Annotated in this window: 26 protein-coding genes; 19 read left to right on the forward strand and 7 right to left on the reverse strand. The window is 62.4% G+C overall.

Annotation, left to right across the window (positions count from 1 at the left end; translation table 11 throughout):
- Positions 1–36 precede the first annotated feature (36 nt).
- From ACQ4WZ_RS04935 to glpK, 7 genes are all read left to right on the forward strand, one after another.
- Complete coding sequence (locus ACQ4WZ_RS04935) at positions 37–1,155, forward strand: ABC transporter ATP-binding protein (protein WP_436572702.1); 1,119 nt, start codon at positions 37–39, stop codon at positions 1,153–1,155.
- A gap of 1 nt (position 1,156) precedes the next feature.
- Positions 1,157–2,248, forward strand: a complete 1,092-nt coding sequence (locus ACQ4WZ_RS04940) for an ABC transporter ATP-binding protein (protein WP_101481902.1) — start codon at positions 1,157–1,159, stop codon at positions 2,246–2,248.
- Complete coding sequence (locus tag ACQ4WZ_RS04945) at positions 2,248–3,132, forward strand: carbohydrate ABC transporter permease (RefSeq protein WP_034754965.1); 885 nt, start codon at positions 2,248–2,250, stop codon at positions 3,130–3,132. Before ACQ4WZ_RS04940 ends, ACQ4WZ_RS04945 begins: the two co-directional genes overlap by 1 nt.
- Positions 3,129–3,935 (forward strand): carbohydrate ABC transporter permease, encoded by an 807-nt coding sequence (locus ACQ4WZ_RS04950; RefSeq protein WP_436572703.1) that lies wholly within the window; start codon positions 3,129–3,131, stop codon positions 3,933–3,935. The genes ACQ4WZ_RS04945 and ACQ4WZ_RS04950 overlap by 4 nt, the downstream gene beginning before the upstream one ends.
- Before the next feature lie 28 nt (positions 3,936–3,963).
- On the forward strand, positions 3,964–4,239 hold the full coding sequence (locus ACQ4WZ_RS04955) for a DUF2160 domain-containing protein (protein WP_034779613.1): 276 nt from the start codon (positions 3,964–3,966) through the stop codon (positions 4,237–4,239).
- Positions 4,240–4,311: 72 nt separating this feature from the next.
- Positions 4,312–6,039 (forward strand): ABC transporter substrate-binding protein, encoded by a 1,728-nt coding sequence (locus ACQ4WZ_RS04960; RefSeq protein ID WP_101481901.1) that lies wholly within the window; start codon positions 4,312–4,314, stop codon positions 6,037–6,039.
- Between the two features lie 81 nt (positions 6,040–6,120).
- Positions 6,121–7,614, forward strand: a complete 1,494-nt coding sequence (gene glpK, locus ACQ4WZ_RS04965) for a glycerol kinase GlpK (RefSeq protein ID WP_436572704.1) — start codon at positions 6,121–6,123, stop codon at positions 7,612–7,614.
- Positions 7,615–7,618: 4 nt separating this feature from the next.
- Here the strand turns inward: glpK and ACQ4WZ_RS04970 are convergent, their stop codons facing one another.
- The 4 genes from ACQ4WZ_RS04970 to ACQ4WZ_RS04985 are packed head-to-tail and all read right to left on the reverse strand — an operon-like array spanning position 7,619 to position 10,457.
- The gene (locus ACQ4WZ_RS04970) at positions 7,619–7,993 is read right to left on the reverse strand and encodes a hypothetical protein (protein ID WP_436572705.1); all 375 of its coding nucleotides are present in this window, start codon (positions 7,991–7,993) and stop codon (positions 7,619–7,621) included.
- Entirely contained in the window at positions 7,990–9,174 is a 1,185-nt protein-coding gene (locus ACQ4WZ_RS04975) for an alpha/beta hydrolase-fold protein (RefSeq protein WP_436572706.1), read from the reverse strand. Before ACQ4WZ_RS04975 ends, ACQ4WZ_RS04970 begins: the two co-directional genes overlap by 4 nt.
- A 20-nt stretch (positions 9,175–9,194) precedes the next feature.
- Positions 9,195–9,758: a YdcF family protein gene (locus ACQ4WZ_RS04980; protein ID WP_436572707.1), complete on the reverse strand. Its 564-nt coding sequence runs from the start codon at positions 9,756–9,758 to the stop codon at positions 9,195–9,197.
- A 54-nt stretch (positions 9,759–9,812) separates the two neighbouring features.
- Positions 9,813–10,457 (reverse strand): cysteine hydrolase family protein, encoded by a 645-nt coding sequence (locus tag ACQ4WZ_RS04985; RefSeq protein WP_243858009.1) that lies wholly within the window; start codon positions 10,455–10,457, stop codon positions 9,813–9,815.
- A gap of 143 nt (positions 10,458–10,600) precedes the next feature.
- Between ACQ4WZ_RS04985 and ACQ4WZ_RS04990 the strand changes: the two genes are divergently transcribed.
- Entirely contained in the window at positions 10,601–11,569 is a 969-nt protein-coding gene (locus ACQ4WZ_RS04990; RefSeq protein ID WP_436573855.1) for a GlxA family transcriptional regulator, read from the forward strand.
- On the opposite strand, the gene ACQ4WZ_RS04995 is transcribed toward ACQ4WZ_RS04990, so the two are convergent.
- Positions 11,546–12,406, reverse strand: coding sequence for a tetratricopeptide repeat protein (locus ACQ4WZ_RS04995; RefSeq protein ID WP_436572708.1), 861 nt, complete (start codon positions 12,404–12,406; stop codon positions 11,546–11,548). The genes ACQ4WZ_RS04990 and ACQ4WZ_RS04995 overlap by 24 nt on opposite strands.
- A 114-nt stretch (positions 12,407–12,520) precedes the next feature.
- On the opposite strand from ACQ4WZ_RS04995, the gene ACQ4WZ_RS05000 reads away from it, so the two are divergent.
- A complete protein-coding gene (locus ACQ4WZ_RS05000; protein WP_436572709.1) occupies positions 12,521–13,285 on the forward strand; it encodes an AraC family transcriptional regulator in 765 nt (254 codons plus the stop codon).
- A gap of 58 nt (positions 13,286–13,343) precedes the next feature.
- Entirely contained in the window at positions 13,344–14,288 is a 945-nt protein-coding gene (locus ACQ4WZ_RS05005) for a DMT family transporter (RefSeq protein WP_436572710.1), read from the forward strand.
- Here ACQ4WZ_RS05005 and ACQ4WZ_RS05010 read toward each other — a convergent pair.
- Both ACQ4WZ_RS05010 and ACQ4WZ_RS05015 read right to left on the reverse strand, forming a co-directional pair.
- On the reverse strand, positions 14,254–14,601 hold the full coding sequence (locus ACQ4WZ_RS05010) for a hypothetical protein (RefSeq protein WP_101481893.1): 348 nt from the start codon (positions 14,599–14,601) through the stop codon (positions 14,254–14,256). The genes ACQ4WZ_RS05005 and ACQ4WZ_RS05010 overlap by 35 nt on opposite strands.
- A 148-nt stretch (positions 14,602–14,749) precedes the next feature.
- Positions 14,750–15,250, reverse strand: coding sequence for an Lrp/AsnC ligand binding domain-containing protein (locus ACQ4WZ_RS05015; protein WP_034754979.1), 501 nt, complete (start codon positions 15,248–15,250; stop codon positions 14,750–14,752).
- 105 nt (positions 15,251–15,355) lie between these two features.
- Here ACQ4WZ_RS05015 and ACQ4WZ_RS05020 point away from each other — a divergent pair, with 105 nt between their 5' ends.
- The 9 genes from ACQ4WZ_RS05020 (at position 15,356) to ACQ4WZ_RS05060 (ending at position 24,623) form a co-directional block, all read left to right on the forward strand.
- A complete protein-coding gene (locus tag ACQ4WZ_RS05020; protein WP_099411493.1) occupies positions 15,356–16,645 on the forward strand; it encodes a D-amino acid dehydrogenase in 1,290 nt (429 codons plus the stop codon).
- A 1-nt stretch (position 16,646) separates the two neighbouring features.
- On the forward strand, positions 16,647–17,768 hold the full coding sequence (alr, locus tag ACQ4WZ_RS05025; protein WP_436572711.1) for an alanine racemase: 1,122 nt from the start codon (positions 16,647–16,649) through the stop codon (positions 17,766–17,768).
- Between the two features lie 204 nt (positions 17,769–17,972).
- The gene (locus ACQ4WZ_RS05030; protein WP_101481890.1) at positions 17,973–18,530 is read left to right on the forward strand and encodes an NADPH-dependent FMN reductase; all 558 of its coding nucleotides are present in this window, start codon (positions 17,973–17,975) and stop codon (positions 18,528–18,530) included.
- A gap of 143 nt (positions 18,531–18,673) precedes the next feature.
- Positions 18,674–20,248: a sensor domain-containing diguanylate cyclase gene (locus ACQ4WZ_RS05035; RefSeq protein ID WP_436572712.1), complete on the forward strand. Its 1,575-nt coding sequence runs from the start codon at positions 18,674–18,676 to the stop codon at positions 20,246–20,248.
- 146 nt (positions 20,249–20,394) lie between these two features.
- Complete coding sequence (locus ACQ4WZ_RS05040; RefSeq protein WP_436572713.1) at positions 20,395–20,928, forward strand: hypothetical protein; 534 nt, start codon at positions 20,395–20,397, stop codon at positions 20,926–20,928.
- A 44-nt stretch (positions 20,929–20,972) separates the two neighbouring features.
- On the forward strand, positions 20,973–21,407 hold the full coding sequence (locus tag ACQ4WZ_RS05045; RefSeq protein WP_436572714.1) for a hypothetical protein: 435 nt from the start codon (positions 20,973–20,975) through the stop codon (positions 21,405–21,407).
- 126 nt (positions 21,408–21,533) lie between these two features.
- Positions 21,534–21,881, forward strand: a complete 348-nt coding sequence (locus ACQ4WZ_RS05050; protein WP_436572715.1) for a hypothetical protein — start codon at positions 21,534–21,536, stop codon at positions 21,879–21,881.
- A gap of 1 nt (position 21,882) precedes the next feature.
- Positions 21,883–23,238 carry a TolC family protein gene (locus tag ACQ4WZ_RS05055; protein ID WP_436572716.1) on the forward strand — a complete coding sequence of 452 codons (1,356 nt, stop codon included), beginning with the start codon at positions 21,883–21,885 and terminating at the stop codon, positions 23,236–23,238.
- A 2-nt stretch (positions 23,239–23,240) separates the two neighbouring features.
- Positions 23,241–24,623: a multicopper oxidase family protein gene (locus tag ACQ4WZ_RS05060; protein ID WP_101481884.1), complete on the forward strand. Its 1,383-nt coding sequence runs from the start codon at positions 23,241–23,243 to the stop codon at positions 24,621–24,623.
- Positions 24,624–24,805: the final 182 nt, after the last annotated feature.

A 24,805-nucleotide genomic window follows, 5' to 3' on the forward strand; every position in this document is an offset into this window, starting at 1 on the left:
GCGAAGAATAAGAAACCATCACTGGAGGAGAAGCGCGTGCAACTGGTACTGGACAAGATCAGCAGGAAGCAGGGGGCTGACGACTTTTTATATCCGATGTCGTTGGCGCTGGTGCCGGGCGCCATCAACGTCTTGCTGGGCACCACGCGTGCCGGCAAGACGACCCTGATGCGCGTGATGGCGGGCCTGGACAAGCCCAGCGGGGGCACAGTGACTGCCGACGGCGTCGACGTGACGGGTGTGCCCGTCAGCCGCCGCAACCTGGCCATGGTGTACCAGCAATTCATCAACTATCCGGCCTTCACCGTCTACGACAATATCGCCTCGCCCTTGCGCCTGCGCAAGGTGCCCGAGGAACAGATCCGCGCGAAAGTGCTGGCGCTGGCCGAGCGCCTGCATATCACCCCGTATCTGCAGCGCACGCCGGGCGAACTGTCGGGCGGCCAGCAGCAGCGCACGGCGCTGGGACGCGCGCTGATCAAGGATGCCTCGCTGCTGCTGCTCGACGAGCCGCTCGTCAACCTCGATTACAAACTGCGCGAGGAACTGCGCCGCGAATTGACGGAACTGTTTTCCAGCGGCAGCACGACGGTCGTGTATGCGACCACGGAACCGCTGGAAGCGCTGCAACTGGGCGGCCACGTGGCCGTGCTGCACGAGGGACGGCTCCTGCAGCAGGGACCGACACTCGATGTCTTCAACGCCCCCAATTCCATCGCCGTGGCGCGCACCTTCAGCGATCCGCCGATCAACCTGATTCCTGCGCGCGTGGATGCGCAGGGCGTGGCGCAGGCGGCTGATGGTCTGGCGATTCACCTGAGCGGCGAGCAGCGCGCCCGCCTGGGCGACAGCACGGAGGTGATTCTCGGCGTGCGCGCCCACAGCCTGCATTTATCTCCCCAGTCCGATGGCGACGTGGCGATCGCGGCGCAGGTGGACCTGGCGGAAATCAGCGGCTCGGAAACCTATGTGCACGCGCGCCGCGGCGAGCTGGCTCTGGTGGCGCAGCTCGGTGGCGTGCACAACCTGGACATCGGCAGCGCCTGCACTGTGTATTGCCAGCCGCATGCCTTGCTGATATTCGCGGACGATGGCGGTTTGCTGTTCGCTCCGGGCGCCGTAGCGTCGGGCGTCGCTATGTCGGGAGGAGCTTGACATGGCGCGCATTGAACTGGTCGACCTGGCCCACGCCTACAAACCGAACCCGACGGAACCCACCGACTACGCGCTGCGGCCCATGAGCATGGCGTGGCATGACGGCGGTGCCTATGCCTTGCTGGGACCGTCCGGCTGCGGCAAGACGACCTTGCTCAATATCATCTCCGGCCTGGTCAAACCGTCGCATGGCAAGGTGCTGTTCGACGGCAAGGATGTGACGCAGCTGCCCACCGAGGCGCGGAATATCGCGCAAGTGTTTCAGTTCCCCGTCATCTACGACACCATGACCGTGCACGACAACCTGGCGTTTCCGCTGCGCAATCGCGGCTGGAAAGAGATTGACGTGAAAAAGCGCGTGCAGCAGGTAGCGCAAATGCTGGAGTTGACGGGCGACTTGAAATTGCGCGCCAGTGGTCTGTCCGTGGACGCCAAGCAAAAGATTTCCCTGGGACGTGGCCTCGTGCGCCCTGACGTGGCGGCCGTGCTCTTCGACGAACCGCTGACGGTGATCGACCCGCATTTGAAATGGCTGCTGCGCAGAAAGTTGAAGGAAATCCACCACGAACTGAAATTGTCATTGATCTACGTCACGCACGACCAGGTGGAAGCGTTGACCTTTGCCGACCAAGTGGTTGTCATGACGCAGGGCGAAGTGGTGCAGACGGGCAGCGCGCAAGCATTGTTCGAGGAGCCCGAGCACACCTTTGTCGGCTATTTCATCGGCAACCCGGGCATGAACTTGCTCGATTGCGCGCTGGACGATGGCGGCTTGCGCGTGGCGGGACAGGCACTGTCGGTGTCCGCCGCCGCCCGCGCGGCTCTGCTAGGGGCGCAAGGGAAAATCACGCTCGGTGTGCGGCCTGAATTCGTTGAATGCCTGCCGGCAGGCGAGGGTAGCGAGCACTGCCTGGACGCGACGGTCACGGCCGTGCGCAATATGGGCACGCATTACCTGGCGGAATTCCAGCTGGGTGGCGCGATGGTGGCGGCCAAGCTGCGCGCCATCGACGCTGTCGTCGGGAATGCTGTGCGGCTGCGCTTTCCGCCGCAACGCACCTTGTTCTATGTCAACGATAAGCGGGTGGCCTGATGATACATAATGGTAAAACCGATAACAACCGCCGCGCCTGGTTATTGATCCTGCCAGTGCTGCTGTGCGTGGCCTTTTCCGCCATCCTGCCTTTGATGACCGTGGTGAACTATTCCGTGCAGGATATCCTGAGCCCCACGCAAAAGGTATTTGTAGGCACCGAGTGGTTCCGCATGGTCATGCTGGACGGCGACTTGCACAGCGCCTTGCTGCGCCAGCTGCTGTTTTCCGGCTCCGTGCTGGCGATCCAGATTCCGCTGGGCATTCTGATCGCCCTGTGCATGCCGGCCGATGGCTGGAAGGCGTCGCTGGCGCTGGTGCTGATCGCGCTGCCGCTCCTGATTCCCTGGAACGTGGTGGGCACCATCTGGCAAATCTTCGGCCGCGGCGACATCGGCCTGATGGGCTATACCCTGAACCAGCTGGGCTTTGATTACAACTACAACGGTAATTCGCTCGACGCCTGGCTGACGGTGATGGTGATGGATATCTGGCACTGGACGCCCTTGGTGGTGCTGCTGTGCTATGCGGGCTTGCGCGCCATTCCCGACGCGTATTACCAGGCGGCCCGCATCGACGGCGCTTCGCGCCTGGCCGTGTTCCGCTACATTCAGCTGCCCAAACTGCGCAATGTGCTGATGATCGCCGTGTTGCTGCGCTTCATGGACAGTTTCATGATTTACACAGAACCGTTCGTGCTGACGGGCGGCGGGCCGGGCAATGCCACCACCTTTTTGTCGCAATACCTGACGCAAAAGGCCGTGGGCCAGTTCGACCTGGGGCCGGCTTCCGCCTTTTCCCTGATCTATTTCCTCATCATCCTGCTGTTCTGCTTTGTGCTGTACACGTGGATGCAGCGCGTCGGCACGGGAGACCAGAAATGATGCACAAGAAAATGAGCAGCGCCATCCTCGCCGTCTTTTTGCTCGCGTCCCTGTTGCCCATCTACTGGATGCTCAACATGTCGCTCAAGACCAACGAGGAAATCGTGGGGGTCTTGAGCCTGTGGCCCCGGCAACTGACGTTCGCAAACTACCACACGATTTTCACGGACCGTTCCTGGTACAGCGGCTACATCAATTCCATGATTTACGTGGCCTTGAACATGGTGATGTCGGTCACGGTCGCCTTGCCGGCCGCGTACGCGTTTTCTCGCTACAACTTCGTGGGCGACAAGCATCTGTTCTTCTGGCTGCTGACCAACCGCATGACGCCGCCCGCCGTCTTCCTCGTGCCCTTCTTCCAGCTGTATTCGACGGTGGGCCTGATGGATACGCACCTGGCCGTGTCCCTGGCGCACATGGTCTTCAACGTGCCGCTGGCCGTGTGGATACTGGAAGGCTTCATGTCCGGCGTGCCCAAGGAAATCGACGAGACGGCGTATATCGACGGCTACAGCTTTCCGCGCTTCTTCATCCGCATCTTCTTGCCGATGATCAAGTCGGGCGTGGGCGTGACGGCCTTCTTCTGCTTCATGTTCAGCTGGGTGGAATTGCTGCTGGCGCGCACCTTGACTTCCGTCAATGCCAAGCCGATTGCCGCCACCATGACGCGTACCGTGTCGGCTGCCGGCATGGATTGGGGCGTGCTGGCGGCCGCGGGCGTGCTGACCATCGTGCCCGGTGCGCTGGTGATCTGGTTCGTGCGGCATTACATTGCCAAGGGTTTTGCGATGGGGAGGGTGTGACATGGAAAATACCGATAGCACAGCCAGCCTGTTCGGCTGGATGGCCTGGACGCCGGAAGTGGCCATCTTTTTCATTTGCATCGGCTTGATGCTGGCCGGCATGACGGTGTGGCAAATCCGCTCGCCCAGCATAGAGCGCAAGGGCTTTTTGCCCATGCCGACGACGCGCGGCGACCGGCTGTTCATCGGCTTGCTTACGGCCGCCTATGTCAACCTGGCGTGGGCCGGTTTCACGGAAATGCAGCAGGCCATCGGGGCTGCCATCAGTTTTGTACTTTTATTAGTGGTAATGCGTTGGGGGTGAGCCGGCTTGCCGGTGTTGATGGAGGCCGGACCGTCAGCAGGCGGCCGGCAATACAATAAAAGGAGATTCACGATGAAATTGAAGTTCACGGTCTTCGCGGCTGCGGCCATGCTCGTGTCGAATGCGGCCCTGGCCGACGCCAAGCAGGCGCAAACCTGGATCGACAAGGAATTCCAGCCATCCAGCCTGAGCAAGCAGCAACAGCTTGCTGAAATGAAATGGTTCATCGATGCGGCGGCCAAGCTGAAAGCCAAGGGCATCAAGGAAATTTCCGTGGTCTCGGAAACCATCGACACCCACGTCTACGAATCGAAGACCTTGGCCAAGGCATTCGAGGAAATCACGGGCATCAAGGTGCGCCACGACATCATCCAGGAAGGCGATGTGGTGGAAAAGCTGCAAACGTCCATGCAGTCCGGCAAGAGCATCTATGACGGCTGGATTTCCGATTCCGACCTGATCGGCACGCATTATCGCTACGGCGCCGTCGAACCGCTGTCCGACTACATGGCCGCCAAGGGCAAGGAATTCACGAACCCGGGCCTGGACTTGAAGGATTTCATCGGCATCAGTTTTACCACGGCGCCGGACGGCAAGGTGTATCAATTGCCCGATCAGCAATTTGCCAATCTGTACTGGTTCCGTGCCGACTGGTTCGCGCGCAAGGACTTGCAAGCCAAGTTCAAGGCCAAGTATGGCTACGAGCTGGGCGTGCCGCAAAACTGGTCCGCGTATGAAGATATCGCCGACTTTTTTACCAATGACGTGAAGGAACTGGACGGCAAGAAAGTCTATGGCCACATGGATTATGGCAAGAAAGATCCGTCCCTGGGCTGGCGTTTCACCGATGCCTGGCTGTCGATGGCTGGCGCAGCCGACAAGGGCATTCCGAACGGCATGCCGGTTGACGAGTGGGGCATCAAGGTGGCGGCCGACAAGTGCACGCCCGTGGGCGCATCGATGTCGCGCGGCGGCGCCACCAATTCTCCGGCGGCCGTGTTTGCGCTGACGAAATATATCGACTGGATGAAGAAATATGCGCCGCCGCAGGCGAACGGCATGAATTTTTCGGAATCGGGCCCCGTGCCGGCGCAGGGCGAAATTGCCCAGCAAATCTTCTGGTACACGGCATTTACTGCTGGCATGACGAAACCTGGCTTGCCAGTGGTCAACAAGGACGGCACGCCGAAATGGCGCATGGCGCCGTCGCCCCACGGCCCGTACTGGAAAGAGGGCATGCAGAATGGCTACCAGGACGTCGGTTCCTGGTTCCTGTTCAAGTCCACGCCGGACGACCGCAAGGCCGCCGCCTGGCTGTACGCGCAATTCGTCACGTCGAAAACCGTGTCGCTGAAGAAATCGATTGTCGGCCTGACTTTCATTCGCGATTCCGACATTCGCCACGATTACTTCACGAAGCACGCGAACGAATACGGCGGCTTGATCGAGTTCTATCGCAGCCCGGCCCGCGTGGCATGGACACCGACGGGCAACAACGTGCCTGACTATCCGAAGCTGGCGCAGCTGTGGTGGAAAAACGTGGCCACGGCCATCACGGCGGAAAAAACGCCGCAGGCCGCCATGGATAACCTGGCCGAGGAAATGGACCAGGTCATGGCGCGCCTGCAGCGGGCCGGCATGAAGGCTTGCGCGCCCAAGCTCAATGCCAAGGGCGATCCGAACCAGTACTTGTCGGATCAGCACGCCCCATGGAAAAAGCTGGCGAATGAAAAGCCGAAGGGTGAAACGATTGCCTACGATAAATTATTGCAGGCTTGGAAAGAAGGCAAGGTAAGGTAGTGGTGTAAACTTCCGCCGCCGTTGTCCCGGGGCACGGGCGCTTGCCTGTGCCCCTTTCACTGTAAAGACGTAGTAGCGACCATGACCAAATACATACTTGCTTTAGACCAGGGCACCACCAGTTCGCGCGCCATCCTGTTTGACCATGCGGGCCGGCCGCACGCCAGCGCACAGCGCGAATTTCGCCAGATTTTCCCCCAGCCGGGCTGGGTCGAGCATGACGCGAACGAAATCTGGGCTTCGCAAGAAGGCGTGCTGCAGCAGGTGCTGCGCGACAGCGGCGTGGCCGCATCCGACGTGGCCGCCATCGGCGTGACCAACCAGCGCGAAACGACGGTATTGTGGGACCGCGCCACGGGCGAGCCTGTCGCCAACGCCATCGTGTGGCAAGACCGGCGCAATGCAGCGTATTGCGAGCAACTGGTCGAGCAGGGCAAGGCGGACTTGATCCAGCGCAAGACGGGCCTGGTGCTGGACGCCTATTTTTCCGCCACCAAATTGAAATGGCTGCTCGATAACGTGCCGCAAGCCCGCGCGCGGGCAGAGCGGGGCGAGCTGGCCTTCGGCACTGTCGACAGCTGGCTGATCTACAAGATGAGCGGCGCGCACATCACGGACACGAGCAACGCGGCGCGCACCATGCTGTTCAACATCCATACCCTGCAATGGGACACGGATTTGCTGGCGCTGCTGGACATTCCCGCCGCGCTGCTGCCCGACGTCGTGCCATCGAGCGGCGTGGCCGCGCACACGCATGCGGCACTGTTGGGCGTGTCCGTGCCGATCGCCGGCATCGCGGGCGACCAGCAGGCGGCCACGTTCGGCCAAGCCTGTCTGAAACCGGGCATGGCGAAGAATACCTATGGCACGGGCTGCTTCATGCTGATGAACGTGGGCAAGCGCCCCTTGCCCTCGAAAAACCGGTTGTTGACGACGGTGGGCTGGAGCCTGGGCGTGGGCAGCGATAAGACCGATTACTTGCTAGAAGGTAGCGCCTTTATCGCGGGCGCGGCCGTGCAATGGATGCGCGACGGGCTGGGCATCATCCGCGACTCGTCCGAAGTGGAAGCGCTGGCTACCAGCGTGCCCGATTCGGGCGGCCTGGTCTTCGTGCCTGCATTCGCGGGACTCGGCGCACCGTACTGGGACCCGTATGCGCGCGGCACCCTGATCGGCATCACGCGCGGCACGGGCAAGGCGCACATCGCGCGCGCCGCATTGGAAGGCGTGGCTTACCAGAACGTGGACGTCCTGTCCGCCATGCAGGATGACGCGGGCATCGCGCTATCCGAGTTGCGCGTCGATGGCGGTGCGGCGCGCAACGACATGCTGATGCAGTTCCAGGCCGACATCTTGAATGTGCCCGTGGTGCGCCCTGTGGTGACGGAAACGACGGCCCTGGGCGCCGCCTACCTGGCGGGCCTGGCCGTGGGTTTCTGGGAATCGCAGGAAGAAATCGCCGCCCAGTGGCAGGTGGGACGCCGTTTTGAACCGGCCATGGCGGCCGACGAGCGCCTGACGCGGCTGCACAAATGGCAGCGCGCCGTGGAGCGCTCGCGCGACTGGAGCGAGTGACGGCTTACTGGCCTGGCCTTGTCATTAGCCTTGCTACACGCTTCAGCAGGCCCGGCAGCAACAGGGCCGCGCTTGCGGCACACAGGGCGCTGGCGGCATAGGCAAGGCTCGCCGTGATCGATGGCGTTGCAAATGCCAGCGCGAAACTGCCATACAGCACCGCGCCGCACAGCGCGCCCGCGCAAGCCGACAGCCAGTGGCCATGCGCCACGTCCACACGCCGCGCCAGCGCGCCAAAGGCGGCGATGCACACCCCCAGCATCAGCACGCCAAACAGATACAGGCTTGCAGCGGCGCCAATCGGTTCCGCATCGGCGGCGGCCATTGGCGGCACGGCAAGCAAGCTCGCCAGGATGAAACCGAGGCTGTAGGCGATCATGGGCGCTGCACCGGTGCATCTTGCGACAGGGCCAGCAGTGAGCGGCTCCAGACATTGCTCCACGTATTCATGCTATGGCCGCTGGGCACATAGGTTTCCTGCACCAGGGCGCCGCGTGCGCGCAGGTTCGTGCTCACGGTATGCGCGTTGGCATGGTAGGACGTTTCCAGTTGGCCTGCGCCTACGAAGACGCGGCGCGCCGGCAGGCGGGTATCCGTGCGCGATTTCCACTGCGCCGGCGACATGATAATGGCGCCACTGAATATATCGGGCTTGTCCAGTAGCATATCGAGTGCCCACGCGCCGCCATTCGAATAGCCTGCGCTGTAGCGCGCTAGCGGAGCAGCCTGTCTTTCTATCTGCTGCACCAGCGTGACTGTGACAAAGTGCATGAAGGCGTCATAACGGGCCGGATTGTAGCCAAATAATAATTCTTCAATGCGGATGCTAATCGCATGTTCCTTATCCTCCGATGTATGAATGCCCACAAAAACAAATCGGCTCAAATCGCGTTTATCGAGCAGTGCACTTTTGACCATGAATTCGAGTGACTGGCCATCGGCCGTGTAAATTACCTGGCATGGCGCTACGCTTAGCAGGCATGCATCACCTTTGATGACGGTGACCTTGCGCATGCCGAATTCCTGGTTGATTTCAAAAGCGTGTTCGGTCAGTTCCATGCCCGCATTCTTGAGCACGGATTTTTCTGTGTTGCTGAGTGGGTCAGGAAATTGCCCGCTGCCATTGTAGGTAATGCTACGGCTGGAAGGTTGGGCTACATTCATTAGGGATAGTTCCAGCAGCGATTTGTCCATCTCTTTCCAGCGAAACTTCGCTGCATAGATGCCATCGGCGATGGGGTCGAGATAAGCCTGTATGTCGCAGCACAGATAAGGCTTGCCTGCGTACTGAATATCGCCGGAGACGACCTTCGCGGCAAGCAACAGCGTATCGCCTTCAATATGGAGTGAAAAGTTTTGTTTTGCGGACAATGCCAGCGCTTTTGCCACATCCGTGCTGGCCAGCGCATCTTTGCACGGTGTGGCATAACCCGTGCTTTTATTGTCGGCGCTGCATTTCGTGAAATCGCGCAAGGCGATTTCTTCTATTTTCTGGGCAAAGCCGGAATTGAGGACGCCGCAGGCGGCAATAAAAGAAAAAACCAGTAGCAATTTCCGCATGTATTCCATCCCCTTTATAATTAGTGGTGAAAAGAATAATACACTGCATAGCCTGCCGTTTCCCGGGGAATTGAATATAAATCGCGCAGCTCAAAATAGGGCGCATGCACATTGCCGCTGACGGCTATGCCGGCCCTCGCCAGAGCCAGCCGGAAGCGGGGCACGTGAAAGTATTGCGTGGCGACCATGGCTGTCTTCCAGCCGTGCGCGCGCATGAGAAGCGCCGTATTGCGCGCCGTGGCATCCGTGGTCCAGCCTTGATTATCCTCAAGGATGGCGCTGGCAGGCACGCCGCGTGATTGCAGGTAGCGGGCCATCGATGCAGCCTCGTCAAAACCTTCCTTGCCCGTCGCGCCGCTGACAAGGATGCGCGGCGCCCTGTGTTCTTGGAACTGCTTGAGCGCCACGTCGAGCCGTGCCTGCAGGCGGGGGCTGGGCGTGCCATCCGGCATGATCGTATTGCCGGGCACGACGATCACGTCGGCGGGCGCCAGCTTGTCGTTGAGTCCCGCCAGCACCAGCGCTGTCGTGGCCAGCAGGAAAACCCCCGCCGTCGTTAAGCCCAGCACAGTTATTTTTCGCATTGTTCATCGTCAAGTAGGGAATGGACGCATGATACCCGTCCATTCCCGCTGGCGTCAGTTCGCCTGCGCCTTGCGCGCGCGCTGGTTCGACAGATAAATATTGTCCTTTTCCAGCGGCTTGCCTTCCCGCACGGCAGCCAGCCAGTCCTGCGTGCTGACGACGGCGGCGAAATTCGAATGAAACACGGTGCTGAAGACGCGGTGGATTTCCTCGGCGCTGGCCGTGCCGCCCGCGTTGGCGTAGGGCAGGGTGCCGGTGGCGTCTTGCAGGAATTCCACCTGCAAGCCGTCGTGCGCGGCGTGGTAGATGGTGGCGGCGTCGCAGTTGTGGGTCATGTAGCCGATTACCGTCAGGGTATCGATGCCATGGTCCTCCAGCCAGGCGCGCAAGTCCGTACCCGCAAAGGCGCTGCCCATGGTCTTGTTGATGCGGTGGTCGGCGGGGAAGGCGGCCACTTGCGGATGCAGCAGCCAGCCATCGCTGCCTTTGGCAAAGATGGGGGAGGCTTCCGGCGCGTCGTGCTGGACGACGATCACGGGCACGCCGGCGGCGCGGGCGGCGGCCATGGCGGTGACGATATTCGGCAGGGATATCTCGACGGACGGATATTCGATGGGCATGTCGCCCGTGAAGTATTCATTTTGCACATCGATGACGAGCAGGGCGCGGCGCGTGGTGGTGGATATTTCGGTGGACATGGGTTCTCCTGGCAAGGTTGAAAGGAGGAAATAGCTCCTCGATAAGGCCATTGTCAGGCCGCGCGATACAAACAAAAAGTGGCCCAAAGGACTTTATGCGATAAAATCGGGCCATGCCTACTATTCCCGCTCCTTCCGCTCCCTTGAGCATCGCCGTGATCGCTTTCGACGGCATGACGCCATTCCACCTGTCTGTGCCTTGCCTCGTGTTTGGCGCCCAGACGGACGAGGCCGATCTGCCGCAGTTTCATGTGCGCGTGTGCGCCGCCGATCCCGCGCCCTTGCGCACGACGGCCGGCTTTGCCATTACGCCCGAGTTCGGACTGGAAGGGCTGGAGGACGCCGATATCGTCATCATGCCGGCCTGGCACGACGATTGCCGCGATGCGCCGCAGCCCCTGGTCGCGGCGCTGCAGGCGGCCGGTCGGCGCGGGGCGCGCATGGTGGGACTGTGCCTGGGCGCGTTTCCCCTGGCGCAGGCAGGCTTGTTGGATGGCAAGCGCGCGGCCACGCACTGGGGCATGGCGGAGCGGCTGGCGGCCCGTTATCCCAAGGTCAGGGTGGACCGGGAAGTGCTGTATGTGGACGATGGCGCCGTGCTGACGTCGGCCGGCGTAGCGGCCGGCCTCGATTGCTGCCTGCATCTGTTGCGCCAGCTGGCGGGCGCCGAGGTGGCCAACAGGGTGGCGCGCCGCTTGCTGGTGGCGCCGCACCGCCAGGGCGGGCAGGCGCAATTCATCGAGCGCCCGCTGCCCGTGTCCGGCAGCGAAGGGCGCTTTGCCGACGTGCTCGCTAGCGTGACCGCCAAGCTGGACCAGGCGCACAGCATCGACGCGCTGGCCGAACAGGCTGCCATGAGCCGGCGCAATTTCACGCGCCACTTCCGCCAGGCCATGGGTACCTCGTTCAAGCAGTGGCTGCTGAACCAGCGCCTGGCGCATGCGCAAGGTTTGCTGGAAAAAAGCGCCGCCTCGATCGATGTCGTGGCGCAAGAGGCCGGCTTCGGCACGGCCCTGTCCCTGCGCCAGCATTTCCGCGCCAGCCTGCAGACGTCGCCTTCGGCGTATCGCAAGCTGTTCCGGCAGCAACTAAGCCATGCCCGACAACCATAGCGCTGCCGGGTCGCGGCTGCCCTGGGGCAGCCGCGCACTGACGGCGATTTGCCGTGCAATGAAGGCGGCCGGCTCGAAGGCGTAGCGCTCCTGGAAGGACACGGTTTCCGCGCTCATCAGTTCCGCATACGTTTGCATCAGGGTCGAGGCGCAACGGTAGTTGCCGTGCTCCAGATAGCTTTCTATGGCGGCCAGCAGCACGGGATAATCCCCGTTTTCCTTGCTGCCGCCAAAGTTGAACGACAGCTGCCCGCAGGCGCGCCAGATGGGATCAAGTTCCCCATCCGGCACCGGCTGCGTGTGCAGCCATTGCAAGGCCTTGAATGGCGGGCCGCCAAAGGACGGTGGCGATATGATCGCCTGGATGGCCACCTTGACGGCTGCATCGGTTCTTCCCGCGCGCACATACTGGCCATGTAGCAGCACCAGCGCATCCGTATATTCGGGAACGATGGCCAGCGCCGCTTCCAGCAGGGCGATGGCCTCGTCTGGGTTGCGCTGGGCGATCTGTTCCTTGGCCGCCAGGAAGGCGGCGCGCGGCGAGGCGGGGTCGTCGGCCAGCGAGGGCGTGGCGACGTACTCGTCCTCCGCAGCCGCATGGGCTTGCAAAAACGCCGCCAGGCTGGAAAAGTGCGGCTGGATACGCCATTCGTCGTGCCAGGTTTCGACGACGATCGGTTCGGCCCCTTCGCGGCCGATGGGCCAGTACAGGCCGAAGGTGTCGCCATTGCCCAGCGCACCTTCGAAGAAGGGGGCGAAGCCGAGCGGTGGATACGGTGTCGTGTGTTGCCAGTCTTGTTCCACCGAAATGTGGGCGAGGTTCGCAGGTCGTTGCATGGAGGTAGGGAAAGATAAAACGCCAGTGTAGGGCAAGTGGGCAGAGCCAGGCGCGCGTCTCGGTGCACCTGCCTGCTGATAAAATGGGGGATTCTTCGCCCAGGCGGCCTCGCCATGTCCAGCACACCACACTCTGCCATCGACTTCAGCTTTCGCAGCTATGCGGAAATTGGCGCGCCGAACCGGCACGATTTCGTGCAACTGGTGCTGCCCCTGCATGGCCAGCTGTTGCTGGACATCGACGGCAGGCCGGGGAAGGTGGATACGCAGCTGGGCGTGGTGATCCCGGCCAATACATGGCATGCCCAGCATAGCCAGGTGGCCAACCACTCCATCATCCTCGATGTGGATGCGGCCACCTTGGCCAGGGGCTGTTGGCAGTTGCTGCTGGAGCGTCCCTATACGGCGATCGGGCCGGGTGCCCGCAAGCTGATCGAATACCTGGGCCTGATGGCGCAGCAGGAGGCGCTGACGCCGGCCATCGTCACGGCCTGGACGCCGCTATTGCTCGATACCTTGCTGGTGGGAGAGCCGCAGCCCCGTTCGCGCCTGGGGGCGCTCATTGCCCGTGTGCAAGCCGAGCCTGGCTTGCCCTGGTCGACGGCGTCGATGGCGCGCTTCGCCAACCTCAGTGTCAGCCGCCTGCACGCGTTGTTCCGCGAGGAAATGGATGCCAGTCCACATGCCTGGCTGTTGCAGCAGCGCATAGCGCGCGCTTGCGAACTGCTTGCCGCCAGCGACGCCAGCCTAGCCGGGATCGCGCTGGTGGCCGGCTTTTCCGAGCAAAGCGCGCTGACGCGGGCCATGCGCGACAGCATGGATGTCACGCCTGCCGCCTACCGGCGCGCATGTCGCGAGAAACGGTCAACAAGGCAGTAGCTGGTGCCAAGAATGGACGCGGCAGACTTGCCACAATCTCCTTTTCAGGAGATTGAACATGCATCAAGAAAACAAGAGCCTGCTGGGCATGCTGGCCGGCATAGCCGCGGGCGCGCTATGGGGGCTGGTGTTCCTGGCGCCGGCGCTGATCCCCGCCTTCCAGCCGCTGGAACTGTCCGTGGGCCGCTACCTCGCGTATGGCCTGATCGCGGCCGTGCTGGTCGCGCCGTCGTGGCGGCGCCTGCTGCGCGTACTGACCTGGCGCGAATGGCGCGGGCTGATCTGGCTCAGCCTGACAGGCAATATCGTGTATTACGTGCTGCTGGCCAGCGCCGTGCAGGCGGGTGGCGTGGCCATGACGTCGATGGTGATCGGCTTGCTGCCGCTGGTCGTCACGCTCGTGGGCAGTCGCGACCGCCATGCCGTGCCGTTACGGCGCCTGCTTCCCTCGCTAATGCTGAGCGCAGCCGGGTTGGCCTGCATTAGCTGGCAGTCGCTCGCGCATGCGGGCCATGCATCCCTGTTGGGTTTGCTGTGTGCGCTGGCTGCGCTGCTGTCGTGGACGGTGTATGCGGTCGGTAACAGCCGCTGGCTGGGGCGGTTGCGCTCGGTCTCGGCGCAGGAGTGGAATTTGCTGACGGGCGTGGTCACGGGTGGTGCCGCGCTGCTGCTGGCAATTCCCGTCGCACTTGCCGCGCCCGCCGCGCATGCCGACATGGCTTGGCTGCAGTTTGCCGGCGTTGTCACGGGTGTCGCGCTGCTGTGTTCCGTCGTTGGCAATGGCTTGTGGAACCATGCCAGCCGGGTCTTGCCGCTGACCCTGATGGGGCAGATGATTGTGTTTGAATTCCTGTTTGCCTTGCTGTACGGCTATCTGTGGGAGCAGCGCTGGCCCACGCTTGCCGAGGCTGCGGCCAGCATGCTGTTACTGGCGGGCGTGGTGGCTTGCGCTGCGGCGCATCGGCCGCCTACTTGCGTGGCTCGTGTATCCGGAATTTCCTGACGACACCCGCCTGGTCGAACATGACAGCCACTTCGCGCGTGCCTTTTTCGCCCAGCAGGGGGATCAGCCGCGTCACCTTGGGCGTTTGCAGCTGGTTCTTGTAGACCCAGACTTCATAGCCTGGATCGAAGCTGACCACGGTGGCGTTGCCCAGGGCCGCGTCGAGGTCGAGGCGGGTGGTCTTGCCGACCTTGATGTTTTGGTAGATGGCGCCATTGTCCGGCGCGCGGTTGACCTTGTATTCACTGGCGGTGCACATGGCCACGGCCAGGCCCGCGAGGCAGGAAGCTGCCAGTTTTATCAATGTGTTCATACGGACTCCCAATGTGCATCACTGCTTCCAATCTCAGAGGGGACGGGCGTGATGTCAGGAGGGAGTGTGCTTGGGTCGCCACGAATGTGCTACAAGATTATACAAAGGAGCATAAAACGATGCTGCCGGTACCGGCTGGCGCTACTTTTTACCTGCTCTGCAATACGTCGGTCGAGAGCGCCAGGGTTTCCTTGATTTCTTCCATCACCACATAGCTTTTCGATTGCGCGGCGCCCGGCAGCTGCAACAGCATGTCGCCCAGCAGCTTGCGGTACTCGGCCATTTCATGGATGCGCGCCTTGATCAGGTAATCGAAGTCGCCCGACACCAGGTGGCATTCCTGCACTTCGGGAATTTGCAGCACTTCGCGGCGGAATTGTTCGAAGGCAGACGCCGATTTTTGATTGAGCGTAATCTCCACAAAGACGAGCAGCTTGGCGCCCAGCGCGGCCGGGTTCACCTTGGCGTGGTAGCCCGTGATGACGCCGTCGCGCTCCATGCGCTTGACCCGCTCGATGCAGGGCGTGATCGACAGGCCCACCTGTTCGCCCAGGTCTTTCATCGAGATGCGGCCATCCTGTTGCAGGATGCGCAGGATGTGGCGGTCCAGCTTGTCGAGGCCACGTGCCGATTCTTTAAGGATTCTCATGATTTATTGCTGAATATCTCGATTTATACGTGAACAAATACTGGCTCTTTCCCAATATGATAGCGGTTAATCTGGCGTCAGCCTAAAAAATATAATGAGGAAACTATGCGTATCGTGATTCTGGGTAGCGGCGTCATCGGCGTCACCAGTGCTTACTATCTGGCCAAGGCAGGACATGAGGTGACCGTCATCGACCGCCAGCCGGGCCCTGCACTGGAAACCAGCTTCGCGAATGCGGGGCAAATCTCGCCCGGCTACGCTTCGCCATGGGCCGCGCCCGGCATTCCCCTGAAAGCCGTGAAGTGGATGATGCAGCGCCACGCGCCACTGGCCATCTCGCTCGACGGCAGCGCCGCCCAGCTCAAATGGATGTGGCAGATGTTGCGTAATTGCACACCGGAAGCGTATGCGGTGAACAAGGAACGCATGGTGCGCCTGGCTGAATACAGCCGCGACTGCTTCAAGGTGCTGCGCGCGGAGGCTGGCATCACGTATGAAGGCCGCCAGCAAGGCACGATGCAATTGTTCCGCACCGAAAAACAATACAACGACGCCGCCAAGGATATCGAAGTATTGAAAGACGCGGGTGTGCCGTATGAAGTGCTGCAGCGCAACGAGCTGTCGCGTGCCGAGCCGGCCCTGGAAGCGGTCAAGGATAAACTGTTCGGCGGCTTGCGCCTGCCCAACGATGAAACGGGCGATTGCCAGCTGTTTACCACCCGCCTGTCCGAGATGGCCGAGGCGCTGGGCGTGAAGTTCCGTTACGGCGTGTCGATCGATGCCTTGCTCACGCAGGGAGATGAAATCGCTGGTGTGCAATGCGGCGCGGAAATCGTCAAGGCCGATTCCTATGTGGTGGCCCTGGGTTCCTACTCGACGGGCTTCATGAAGCCGCTGCTGGACATTCCCGTGTATCCGCTGAAGGGCTATTCGATCACCGTGCCTATCGTCAACGCGGCGAAGGCGCCCGTGTCGACCATCCTCGATGAAACGTACAAGATTGCCGTCACGCGTTTCGACGACCGCATCCGCGTGGGCGGCATGGCGGAAATCGCCGGCTACAACCTGAACCTGAATCCGCGCCGCCGCGAAACCCTGGAAATGGTCGTCAACGACCTGTTCCCTGGCGGCGGCAACACGGCGGAAGCCACCTTCTGGACTGGTCTGCGCCCGATGACGCCGGACGGCACGCCGATCGTCGGCCGCACGCCGCTGCGCAACCTGTTCCTCAACACGGGCCACGGCACTCTGGGCTGGACCATGTCCTGCGGTTCGGCGCAATTGCTGGCCGACCTGATGTCGTCGAAACAGCCGGCCATTTTGGCCGACGACCTGTCTGTCAGCCGCTACAGCGGCGCGCAGCGCGGCGGCAAATTGCAATACGCGGGAGCCTGAGATGGCCGGTAGCATGCCTGCCAAGGAGCGTAGCGGCGCCATCCTGACGGTCGACCTGGACGCCGTGCGCGCCAACTACCGCTTGCTGCGCGACAAGGCGCACCCGGCCGCCTGCTCGGCCGTGGTGAAGTCCGACGCGTATGGCCTGGGCGCCGCGCAAGTGGGTGCGGCCCTGTATGAAGAGGGTTGCCGCCATTTCTTCGTGGCCCACCTGGAAGAGGGCATCAGCCTGCGCCCGCATGTGGCACCGGACGCGGAAATTTTCGTGCTGCATGGCCCGCCCGTCGATACGGAAGCTGAATTCACGGCCCACGGCCTGACGCCAGTGCTCAACAGCGAGCCGCAGGTGGCGGGCTGGCGCAAACATGCGCAAGCACAGGGCACCACCCTGAACGCCGTCGTGCAGGTCGATACGGGCATGTCGCGCATGGGCTTGTCGCCGCAGGAAATCGACGCTTGGCTGGCTGATGCACACTTTCTTGACGGCATCAACGTTCGCTACATCATGAGCCACCTGGCGTGTGCCGACGAGCGCAGCAACCCCATGAATGGCGAGCAACTGGCCCGTTTCATCGCCATCCGCGCCCGTTTGCCGCAATACCGCGCCAGCCTGGCCAATTCCTCGGGCATTTTCCTGTCGCCCGATTTTCACTTTGACCTGGTGCGCCCCGGTGCGGCCCTGTACGGCATCGCGCCGCAGGGCGGCGAGCCCAATCCCCTGCGTTCCGTGGTGCGCCTGCAAGGCAAGGTCATGCAGACGCGCACGATTGCCGCCGGCGACCACGTGGGCTACAGCCGCCGTTACACGGCCAGCGAGCCGCGCCAGGTGGCGACTATTTCCGTCGGCTATGCCGATGGCTGGCTGCGCAGCATGAGCAACCAGGGCCTGGCCATCGTCGATGGCGTGAAAGTGCCGCAGATCGGCGCCATTTCCATGGATTCCATTACCCTGGACGTCAGCGCCATCGCCGAGGAGCGCGTCGCGCCGGGCAGCCTGGTCGACCTGATCTGCGCCGAACATCCGGTTGACGCGGTGGCGGCCATGGCCAATACCATCGGCTATGAAGTGCTGACCAACCTGGGCGGGCGTTACTACCGCGAATACCGGGGCTTGGCACGTTAGCGCACCTGCCAAAACGCCCATGGCGTTGTTGCCTTGCCTTGCCGTACATTCGTACTGTCTTCGGCAAGGCGCCTGGCCCTGTGCATTTTTTCAGGCGCGCTGACTTCGCACGCTAGGCAGCGCAAAACCGATGATTGTGTGGCAAGATAGCCCTGGTATGAGCTTCACTCCAGGGCTTTCTTTTAACCGTTATCGGGGACTTTCATGAGCCAATATCAAGTTGCAATCATCGTCGGCAGCCTGCGCAAGGATTCCTTCAACCGCAAACTGGCCGACGCCATCATCAAGCTGGCGCCGCCCGAGTTTTCCTTCAAACATATCGACATCGGCGACTTGCCGCTGTACAACCAGGATGACGATGGCGCGCAGGCCGAGCAGGTGCTGCGCCTCAAATCCGACATTTCCGCGTCGCAAGCCTTGCTCTTCCTCACCCCCGAATACAACCGTTCCATCCCCGGCGTGCTGAAAAACGCCCTCGATCACGGCTCGCGCCCGTATGGCCAGAGCGTGTGGGGCGGCAAGCCGGGCGCCGTGCTGGGCGTCTCCGTGGGCGCCACGGGCACGGCCCTGGCGCAGCAGCATTTGCGCAATGTGCTCGCTTACCTGGACGTGCCGCTGCTGGGCCAGCCCGAAATGTTTATCCAGGCCAAGGAAGGCCTGTTCGACGAGCATGGCGGCATAGGCCCGGCCAGCCTGGGCTTCTTCCAGGGCTGGATGCAGCGCTATGTGGACTGGGTACGCAAGCACGCCATCCACGCTTGATGCAGGTCAAGGCGGCAGCGCTCTGCGTTGCCGCTTGTACACGTTCCTTGATTATGGATGCCAACATTTCAATATTGGCACGGGTGTCTCGGTATAATGCGCCCTTTCTTTAGCGCAATATTTCCCTATCTCTTGCCGACGCCATGTGGACTAAACCTGTTCTGCGCATGAATTTGCGCCGTTTGATCGTGCTCGTGGCCTTTGCCAGCGCCCTGGTGTCCCTGGCCAATACGTTCTTTGCCAGCTACAGCGTGCAGCGCCAGTTGCTGATCGATACCACGCTGGAAGCGAACCACGCCTACGCGAGCAAGCTGGCCAGCACGGCCGAGGATTTCCTGCAGTCGGCGCGCCAGCAGCTGGCCTACAGCGCTGGCGGCCTGGCGCCGCGCATGGGGGATGACGCCTGGCTGACGGACGAGGCGCAGCGCCTGCGCCTGCAAACGAACAGCTTCAATTCCGTGCTCATCGTCGACGCCCAGGGCAAGGTGCTGGGGGTGTCGCCGGAAACCCTGGCCCTCAAGTACCGCACGCTCGATTCGGCTGGCGCCGTGCAGGCGCTGCGCGAGCGGCGTCCGCTGGTGACGCAGCCGTACATGTCCTCTGCCGGCAACCTGGTGGTCTTCATTTCCCATCCCATCGTGGAAAAGGATGGCCGCTACCTGGGCTATGTGGGCGGCAGCATCTACCTGAAACAGAAAAACATCCTGTACACCATGCTGGGCCAGCATTACTACCGCGATGGCTCGTATCTGTACGTGGTGGACCAGAACCGGCGCCTGCTGTACCACCCGGACCCCGAGCGCCTCGGCGACGTGGCTGGCAGCAACGATGTCATCGACACCATCATCGCGCAGCAGGGCGGCGGCAGCCGGCGCATGCATAACAGCCTGGGCGTGGATATGCTGGCCGGCTACGCCGTCATGCCGTCGACGGGCTGGGGCATCGTGGCGCAGCGGCCGACGGCGATGACCCTGGCACCGCTGAACCAGCTGATGGCCAATACGATATGGTATTCCCTGCCGATCGCCTTGCTGAGCTTGCCATTCATCTGGTGGCTGGCCAGTCTGATATCGCGGCCCCTGGTGCAGCTGGCCGAGAGCGCACGGCGCATGGATGCAGCGGGCACGGCCGAGCACATTGCCGCCATCCGCTCCTGGTATGTGGAGGCGGCACAGATCAAGAAGGCTCTGTTGAAAGGCTTGGCGTTGCTGCAGAATAAGATCGGCAAGCTGAAGACCGACGTGCAGACGGACCCGCTGACGGGCCTGTCGAACCGGCGTGGCATGGCGGCAGCGCTGGAAGAGTGGCAGGCGCAGGCGCGGCCGTTTTCTGTCATTGCCATCGACATCGACCATTTCAAGCAAGTCAACGACCAGTGGGGCCATGCCGTGGGCGACGACGTCATCCTGCGCCTGGCGCAGCTGATGCGCGCCTGTTCGCGCGATGCCGACGTGCTGTGCCGCAATGGCGGCGATGAATTCATCATGCTGTTGCCCGATGCCGACCTGGACGTGGCCATGCAGGTGGCCGAGCGCCTGCGCGCCAAGGTGGCCGCCGCCGTGATTCCCGGCGCGGGCGCCGTTACGGTCTCGCTGGGCGTGGTCTCGTCGGCGCATGGGGAGCGCGGCGCGGACGCCGTGCTGCTGGCGGCCGACGCGGCCCTGTATGTGGCCAAGGAAAATGGGCGCAACCGGGTGGGTCTCGCCGAGCCGGCCTGACAGGCGTGCCGTGCGGCATAAACTGATCCGCTGTTTTTTGTTGAATCTGAGTCTGTCCGGTTTGCCCGCCAACGCTTACCATGAGGCCAAGATAAGGTGTAACGAGAGAGTAATGGGCATGGCAGAAATGGCAGGAATGAGTATTGATGACGTTTGAGCAAGAACTTGGCATCCGCTGCGAGGTCAATGGCCAGCTGCACCCGCTGGCCTATCTCGGTTGCCGCGAACTCAATTACGGCCAGCACAGCGTGCTGCCGCTGCATCCGTTCCGCCTGAGCGTGCCGGAAACGGCGCTGGCGGGACTGCTCGACGAACCGTTCAACAGTTTCGTGCAGGATTGCCGCGAAGACGACCTGCAATACGAGGAAAGCGACTTGCCCGCGCTCAGAGACGCCGGCTACCCCGACATCACGGGCATGCTGGCGGGCCACCGGACGCTGCTGGCCGAAATGATTGACGACTTCATGATCGGCGACCTGATGTGGGCCATCGGGCGCGCCAGCGGCTACTGCCGGCCCCGCGCCCGTTACCGGGGCGACGTGGAGGCGTCCGATGGCCGCGCGTATTTCACCGTCAATAAAGTGGAGAAAATCCATTTTGCCGATGGCCAGGTCATATTGGAGGGGCAGGGCTACTACGGCGTGTACGTGATCTGGCTGACGCACGGCCGCCGAGCTTGACATGGACTTGACCTTCCTCGTGTGGGAAGGTTTATAGTCCACTTATGAACCACGCCTTTTCCCGCTTTCTCGCCCGCTCGCTGCTCTGGCTGCTGGCCGTCACGCTGCCCTTGCAGGGCTTTGCGTCGGCCATGCGCAGCTGCTGTGTGGGCGAGCTGGCGGCGACGGTCGCCGTCGTGGCAGCGCAGGCGCAGGCACCCCAGTGCCACGATATGGGCAATATGGGCAATATGGCCGACATGCGGATGACGGACCAGCCCATGAAAATGGCCATGGACGATGGCGGCGCCACGCAACATGGCCACGATTGCAGCAACCATGGGGCGTGTACCGTGGGCGCCACGGCGCCGCCCGGCATGCCAGTGTTGCACGCCTTGACCCTGCGCGCGCCGCCTCCCGCGCTGGCGCCCGATTCCCTGTTCGCCGGGCATATCCCGCTTGGTCCCGAACGTCCCCCGAGAAGCACGCACTCCGCCTGACCGCCCGTTGAACCTGGCGGTGCCGCTGTCGCACGTCCTTGCATCTTGATCTTGCAGCTTGCACCGGCCGCGCCAGCGTTCCAGTAGCGCGCCTGCCGCGCCATACCCTGTCCTTCAAGGAATACCATGAAACACCTGTTCAGCCTCGCGCTGGCCGTGCTGCCGCTGGCCGCCAGTGCTGCCAGCCCTGCCGCATCGACGCCAGTTCCATCCGCCCCGCAAGAGGCGCAAGCGCCGGTGCCTGTCACCATGTACCGCTCCGCCTTCGCGGGCTACCGACCCGCCGCCGAAGACGACGCCACGCCCGACCAGGCCTGGCGTGCCCTCAACGAGAAAGTCGGCAAGGCGGGCGGCCACATGGGCATGATGAAGATGGAGGGCCACAAGATGGAAGGCCACAAGACGCCAATGGCTAAGCCCAGTGCCAAGCCGGCCCCCCAGCCGGCTCCGCAACACCAGCATGAAGGACATTGACATGGCCCGTTTCACAAAATCAACTTGCCTCACGCCGCTGGCGCTGGCGGCCGTCCTGCTGCTCAGTGGCTGCGCCAGCTTCAGCCCGGATGGCGGCATGCAAACGGTGTCCGCGCTGGCCGACGCCCGCACGGGTGTCCCCGCAGCGCTGACTGACAAAGGCGACGACAGGCTGGCGCAATTGCTGGCCCAACCCCTGGACGCCGACAGCGCCGCGCGCATCGCCCTGATGAACAACCACGCCATGAAAGTGGCGCTGGCCGAACTGGGCGCGTCCGAGGCGGACCTGGTGCAAGCGGGGCGCTTGCGCAATCCCGGCCTGTCATTCGGCCGCTCGCATGGTAGCCATGGCAATGAAATCGACCGGGGCGTCAGTTTCGACCTGGCCGGCTTGCTGACCATGCCGATGCGCGTGAATATCGAGCGGGGCCGTTTCGAGCAAGCCAAGCTGCAGGCAGCCATCAGCGCCGTGCAACTGGCGTCGGACACGCGTCGCGCCTACTTCAATGCTGTCGCCGCCGTGCAGACGGAAGCTTTCATGCAGCGGGCACTGCTGTCGGCCGAGGCGGGCGCCGAGCTGGCCACACGCTTGCAGCAGGCGGGCAACTGGAGCCGCCTCGACCAGGCGCGCCAGCAAGTGTTTTATGCGGATGCTGTCGGCGACCTGGCCCGCGCGCGCCATCAGGCATTGGTGACGCGCGAGCACCTGACGCGTCTGCTGGGCCTGTGGGGCAAGCAGGCCAGCTTTACTTTACCGTCGCGCCTGCCCGACTTGCCGGCCCAGGCGGTGGAGGCGGGCAATATCGAGGCGCAGGCCATGGAACAGCGCCTCGACGTGCAAAGAGCGAAACTTGATGCGCACGCCATGGCCGACGCACTGGGCCTGGCCAAGGTCACGGGTTTCGTCAATGTGCTCGACGTGGGCTATACCAACAAGAGCACGAGCGAGGCGCCGCGCGAGAATGGCTATGAGGTGTCGCTGGAATTGCCCCTGTTCGACTGGGGCTCGGCGCGCAACGCCAGGGCGCAAGCCTTGTATGAGCAGGCGCTGCAGCGCACGGCAGGCACGGCGGTGCAGGCCCGCTCCGAAGTGCGCGTAGCGTATTCCAGCTACCGCACGGCCTACGACCTGGCGCGCCACTACCGCGATGAAGTCGTGCCGCTGCGCAAGACGATCTCGCATGAAGTATTACTGCGCTACAACGGCATGCTGGCCAGCGTGTTCGAATTGCTGGCCGATGCGCGCGAACAGGTCGCCAGCGTGAACAGCGCCATCGAGACCCAGCGCGATTTCTGGATCGCCCAAACCGAATTGCAATCGGCCATCAATGGCAGCGGCCCAGCCGCGAAGGAATAATGATGATTACACGTAGAAACTTTTTCATGAATGCGGGTGCCGTCGCCCTGAGTGCGGCAGCGGTGAGTCGCGTGGGTGCGGCATCGTTGCCGGAAGCCGTCAGCATGGCTGGCGCCGACACCAAGGCGCCGCCGCCACCACCGAACGGGCGTCCGTACCACCCCGTCGTCACCCTGAATGGCTGGTCCTTGCCCTGGCGCATGAACAACAACGTCAAGGAATTCCATTTGGTGGCCGAGCCTGTCGTGCGCGAACTGGCGCCCGGCATGCAAGCCAACCTGTGGGGTTACAACGGCCAGTCGCCTGGCCCCACCATCGAAGTGGTGGAAGGCGACCGTGTGCGCATTTTTGTCACCAATAAATTGCCGGAACACACGAGCGTGCACTGGCATGGACAGCGTTTGCCCAACGGCATGGATGGCGTCACGGGCCTGACCCAGCCGGGCATTCCTCCCGGCAAGACTTTCGTGTATGAATTCGTCGCCAAGCGGCCTGGCACCTTCATGTACCACCCGCATGCGGATGAAATGACGCAGATGGCCATGGGCATGATGGGCTTCTGGGTGACGCACCCGAAAGACCCGAACTTCATGAAGGTGGACCGCGATTTCGTCTTCTTGCTCAGTAATTACGACATCGATCCCGGCAGCTACACGCCGAAGATCATGACCATGACGGATTTCAATTTGTTCACGTTTAATAGCCGCGTCTTCCCAGGTATCGATCCCATGGTGGTGCGCCAGGGCGACAAGGTCCGCGTGCGCGTGGGCAATCTGACCATGACCAACCACCCGATTCACATGCATGGCCATGAATTCGAGGTGACGGGCACCGATGGCGGCTGGACGCGCCCCGAATCGCGCTGGCCCGAAGTGACGACGGACGTGGCCGTGGGCCAGATGCGGGCCGTGGAATTCATGGCCACGGACCTGGGCGACTGGGCCTTCCACTGCCACAAGTCGCACCACACGATGAATGCCATGGGGCATGACGTGCCCACCATGATCGGCGTCGACCACCAGGGCGTGGCGGCGAAGATCAACCAGCTTGTGCCCGGCTACATGGTGATGGGCGAGCGCGGCATGGCCGACATGGGCGAGATGCAGATGCCGATTCCCGACAATACCTTGCCGATGATGGCCGGCGACGGCCCCTTCGGCGCCATCGGCATGGGCGGCATGTTTACCACGGTGAAGGTGCGCAAGGACCAGAAGCCGGGCGACTACCGCGACCCGGGCTGGTACAAGCACCCGGCCGGCAGCGTGGCATATGAATGGACGGGCGCGTTGCCGGAGCCGGTGCGCGGCCAGGGCGCCGGCAAACCGGCCGTGAAGGGCGGCGTCGAGATGACGGTGCGCAAGCCGGCCGGCCACAGCGGGCATTAGTCTCCCGCATGACCGGTGTCAGGTCGAACGGCTTGCCTAGCATGGCAAGCCGTTTTGCATGTTGTTGCATATCAAGGAATTATTATTTGGTGACAATCCGAGCATTTTTTTCTGTGTTTTTTCTTTATATTCAAGCCAGTAAGCTCCAGTTGCATCGAGTATCGGCCAGTCTACGGGAGAAA

Source organism: Janthinobacterium darwini (assembly GCF_051380905.1).
GTDB lineage: Bacteria > Pseudomonadota > Gammaproteobacteria > Burkholderiales > Burkholderiaceae_D > Janthinobacterium.

Bases quoted from the DNA above. Each gene is read 5' to 3' on its own strand.
- ACQ4WZ_RS05050 (WP_436572715.1), top strand. From the start codon at position 21,534: ATGAAACACCTGTTCAGCCTCGCGCTGGCCGTGCTGCCGCTGGCCGCC.
- ACQ4WZ_RS05000 (WP_436572709.1), top strand. From the start codon at position 12,521: ATGTCCAGCACACCACACTCTGCCATCGACTTCAGCTTTCGCAGCTAT.
- ACQ4WZ_RS05035 (WP_436572712.1), top strand. From the start codon at position 18,674: ATGTGGACTAAACCTGTTCTGCGCATGAATTTGCGCCGTTTGATCGTG.
- ACQ4WZ_RS04980 (WP_436572707.1), bottom strand. From the start codon at position 9,758: ATGCGAAAAATAACTGTGCTGGGCTTAACGACGGCGGGGGTTTTCCTG.
- ACQ4WZ_RS04970 (WP_436572705.1), bottom strand. From the start codon at position 7,993: ATGATCGCCTACAGCCTCGGTTTCATCCTGGCGAGCTTGCTTGCCGTG.
- glpK (WP_436572704.1), top strand. From the start codon at position 6,121: ATGACCAAATACATACTTGCTTTAGACCAGGGCACCACCAGTTCGCGC.
- ACQ4WZ_RS05005 (WP_436572710.1), top strand. From the start codon at position 13,344: ATGCATCAAGAAAACAAGAGCCTGCTGGGCATGCTGGCCGGCATAGCC.
- ACQ4WZ_RS04985 (WP_243858009.1), bottom strand. From the start codon at position 10,457: ATGTCCACCGAAATATCCACCACCACGCGCCGCGCCCTGCTCGTCATC.
- alr (WP_436572711.1), top strand. From the start codon at position 16,647: ATGGCCGGTAGCATGCCTGCCAAGGAGCGTAGCGGCGCCATCCTGACG.
- ACQ4WZ_RS04975 (WP_436572706.1), bottom strand. From the start codon at position 9,174: ATGCGGAAATTGCTACTGGTTTTTTCTTTTATTGCCGCCTGCGGCGTC.
- ACQ4WZ_RS05015 (WP_034754979.1), bottom strand. From the start codon at position 15,250: ATGAGAATCCTTAAAGAATCGGCACGTGGCCTCGACAAGCTGGACCGC.
- ACQ4WZ_RS05055 (WP_436572716.1), top strand. From the start codon at position 21,883: ATGGCCCGTTTCACAAAATCAACTTGCCTCACGCCGCTGGCGCTGGCG.
- ACQ4WZ_RS05010 (WP_101481893.1), bottom strand. From the start codon at position 14,601: ATGAACACATTGATAAAACTGGCAGCTTCCTGCCTCGCGGGCCTGGCC.
- ACQ4WZ_RS05040 (WP_436572713.1), top strand. From the start codon at position 20,395: ATGACGTTTGAGCAAGAACTTGGCATCCGCTGCGAGGTCAATGGCCAG.
- ACQ4WZ_RS05030 (WP_101481890.1), top strand. From the start codon at position 17,973: ATGAGCCAATATCAAGTTGCAATCATCGTCGGCAGCCTGCGCAAGGAT.
- ACQ4WZ_RS04940 (WP_101481902.1), top strand. From the start codon at position 1,157: ATGGCGCGCATTGAACTGGTCGACCTGGCCCACGCCTACAAACCGAAC.
- ACQ4WZ_RS04960 (WP_101481901.1), top strand. From the start codon at position 4,312: ATGAAATTGAAGTTCACGGTCTTCGCGGCTGCGGCCATGCTCGTGTCG.
- ACQ4WZ_RS04995 (WP_436572708.1), bottom strand. From the start codon at position 12,406: ATGCAACGACCTGCGAACCTCGCCCACATTTCGGTGGAACAAGACTGG.
- ACQ4WZ_RS04950 (WP_436572703.1), top strand. From the start codon at position 3,129: ATGATGCACAAGAAAATGAGCAGCGCCATCCTCGCCGTCTTTTTGCTC.
- ACQ4WZ_RS05060 (WP_101481884.1), top strand. From the start codon at position 23,241: ATGATTACACGTAGAAACTTTTTCATGAATGCGGGTGCCGTCGCCCTG.
- ACQ4WZ_RS04945 (WP_034754965.1), top strand. From the start codon at position 2,248: ATGATACATAATGGTAAAACCGATAACAACCGCCGCGCCTGGTTATTG.
- ACQ4WZ_RS05045 (WP_436572714.1), top strand. From the start codon at position 20,973: ATGAACCACGCCTTTTCCCGCTTTCTCGCCCGCTCGCTGCTCTGGCTG.
- ACQ4WZ_RS05020 (WP_099411493.1), top strand. From the start codon at position 15,356: ATGCGTATCGTGATTCTGGGTAGCGGCGTCATCGGCGTCACCAGTGCT.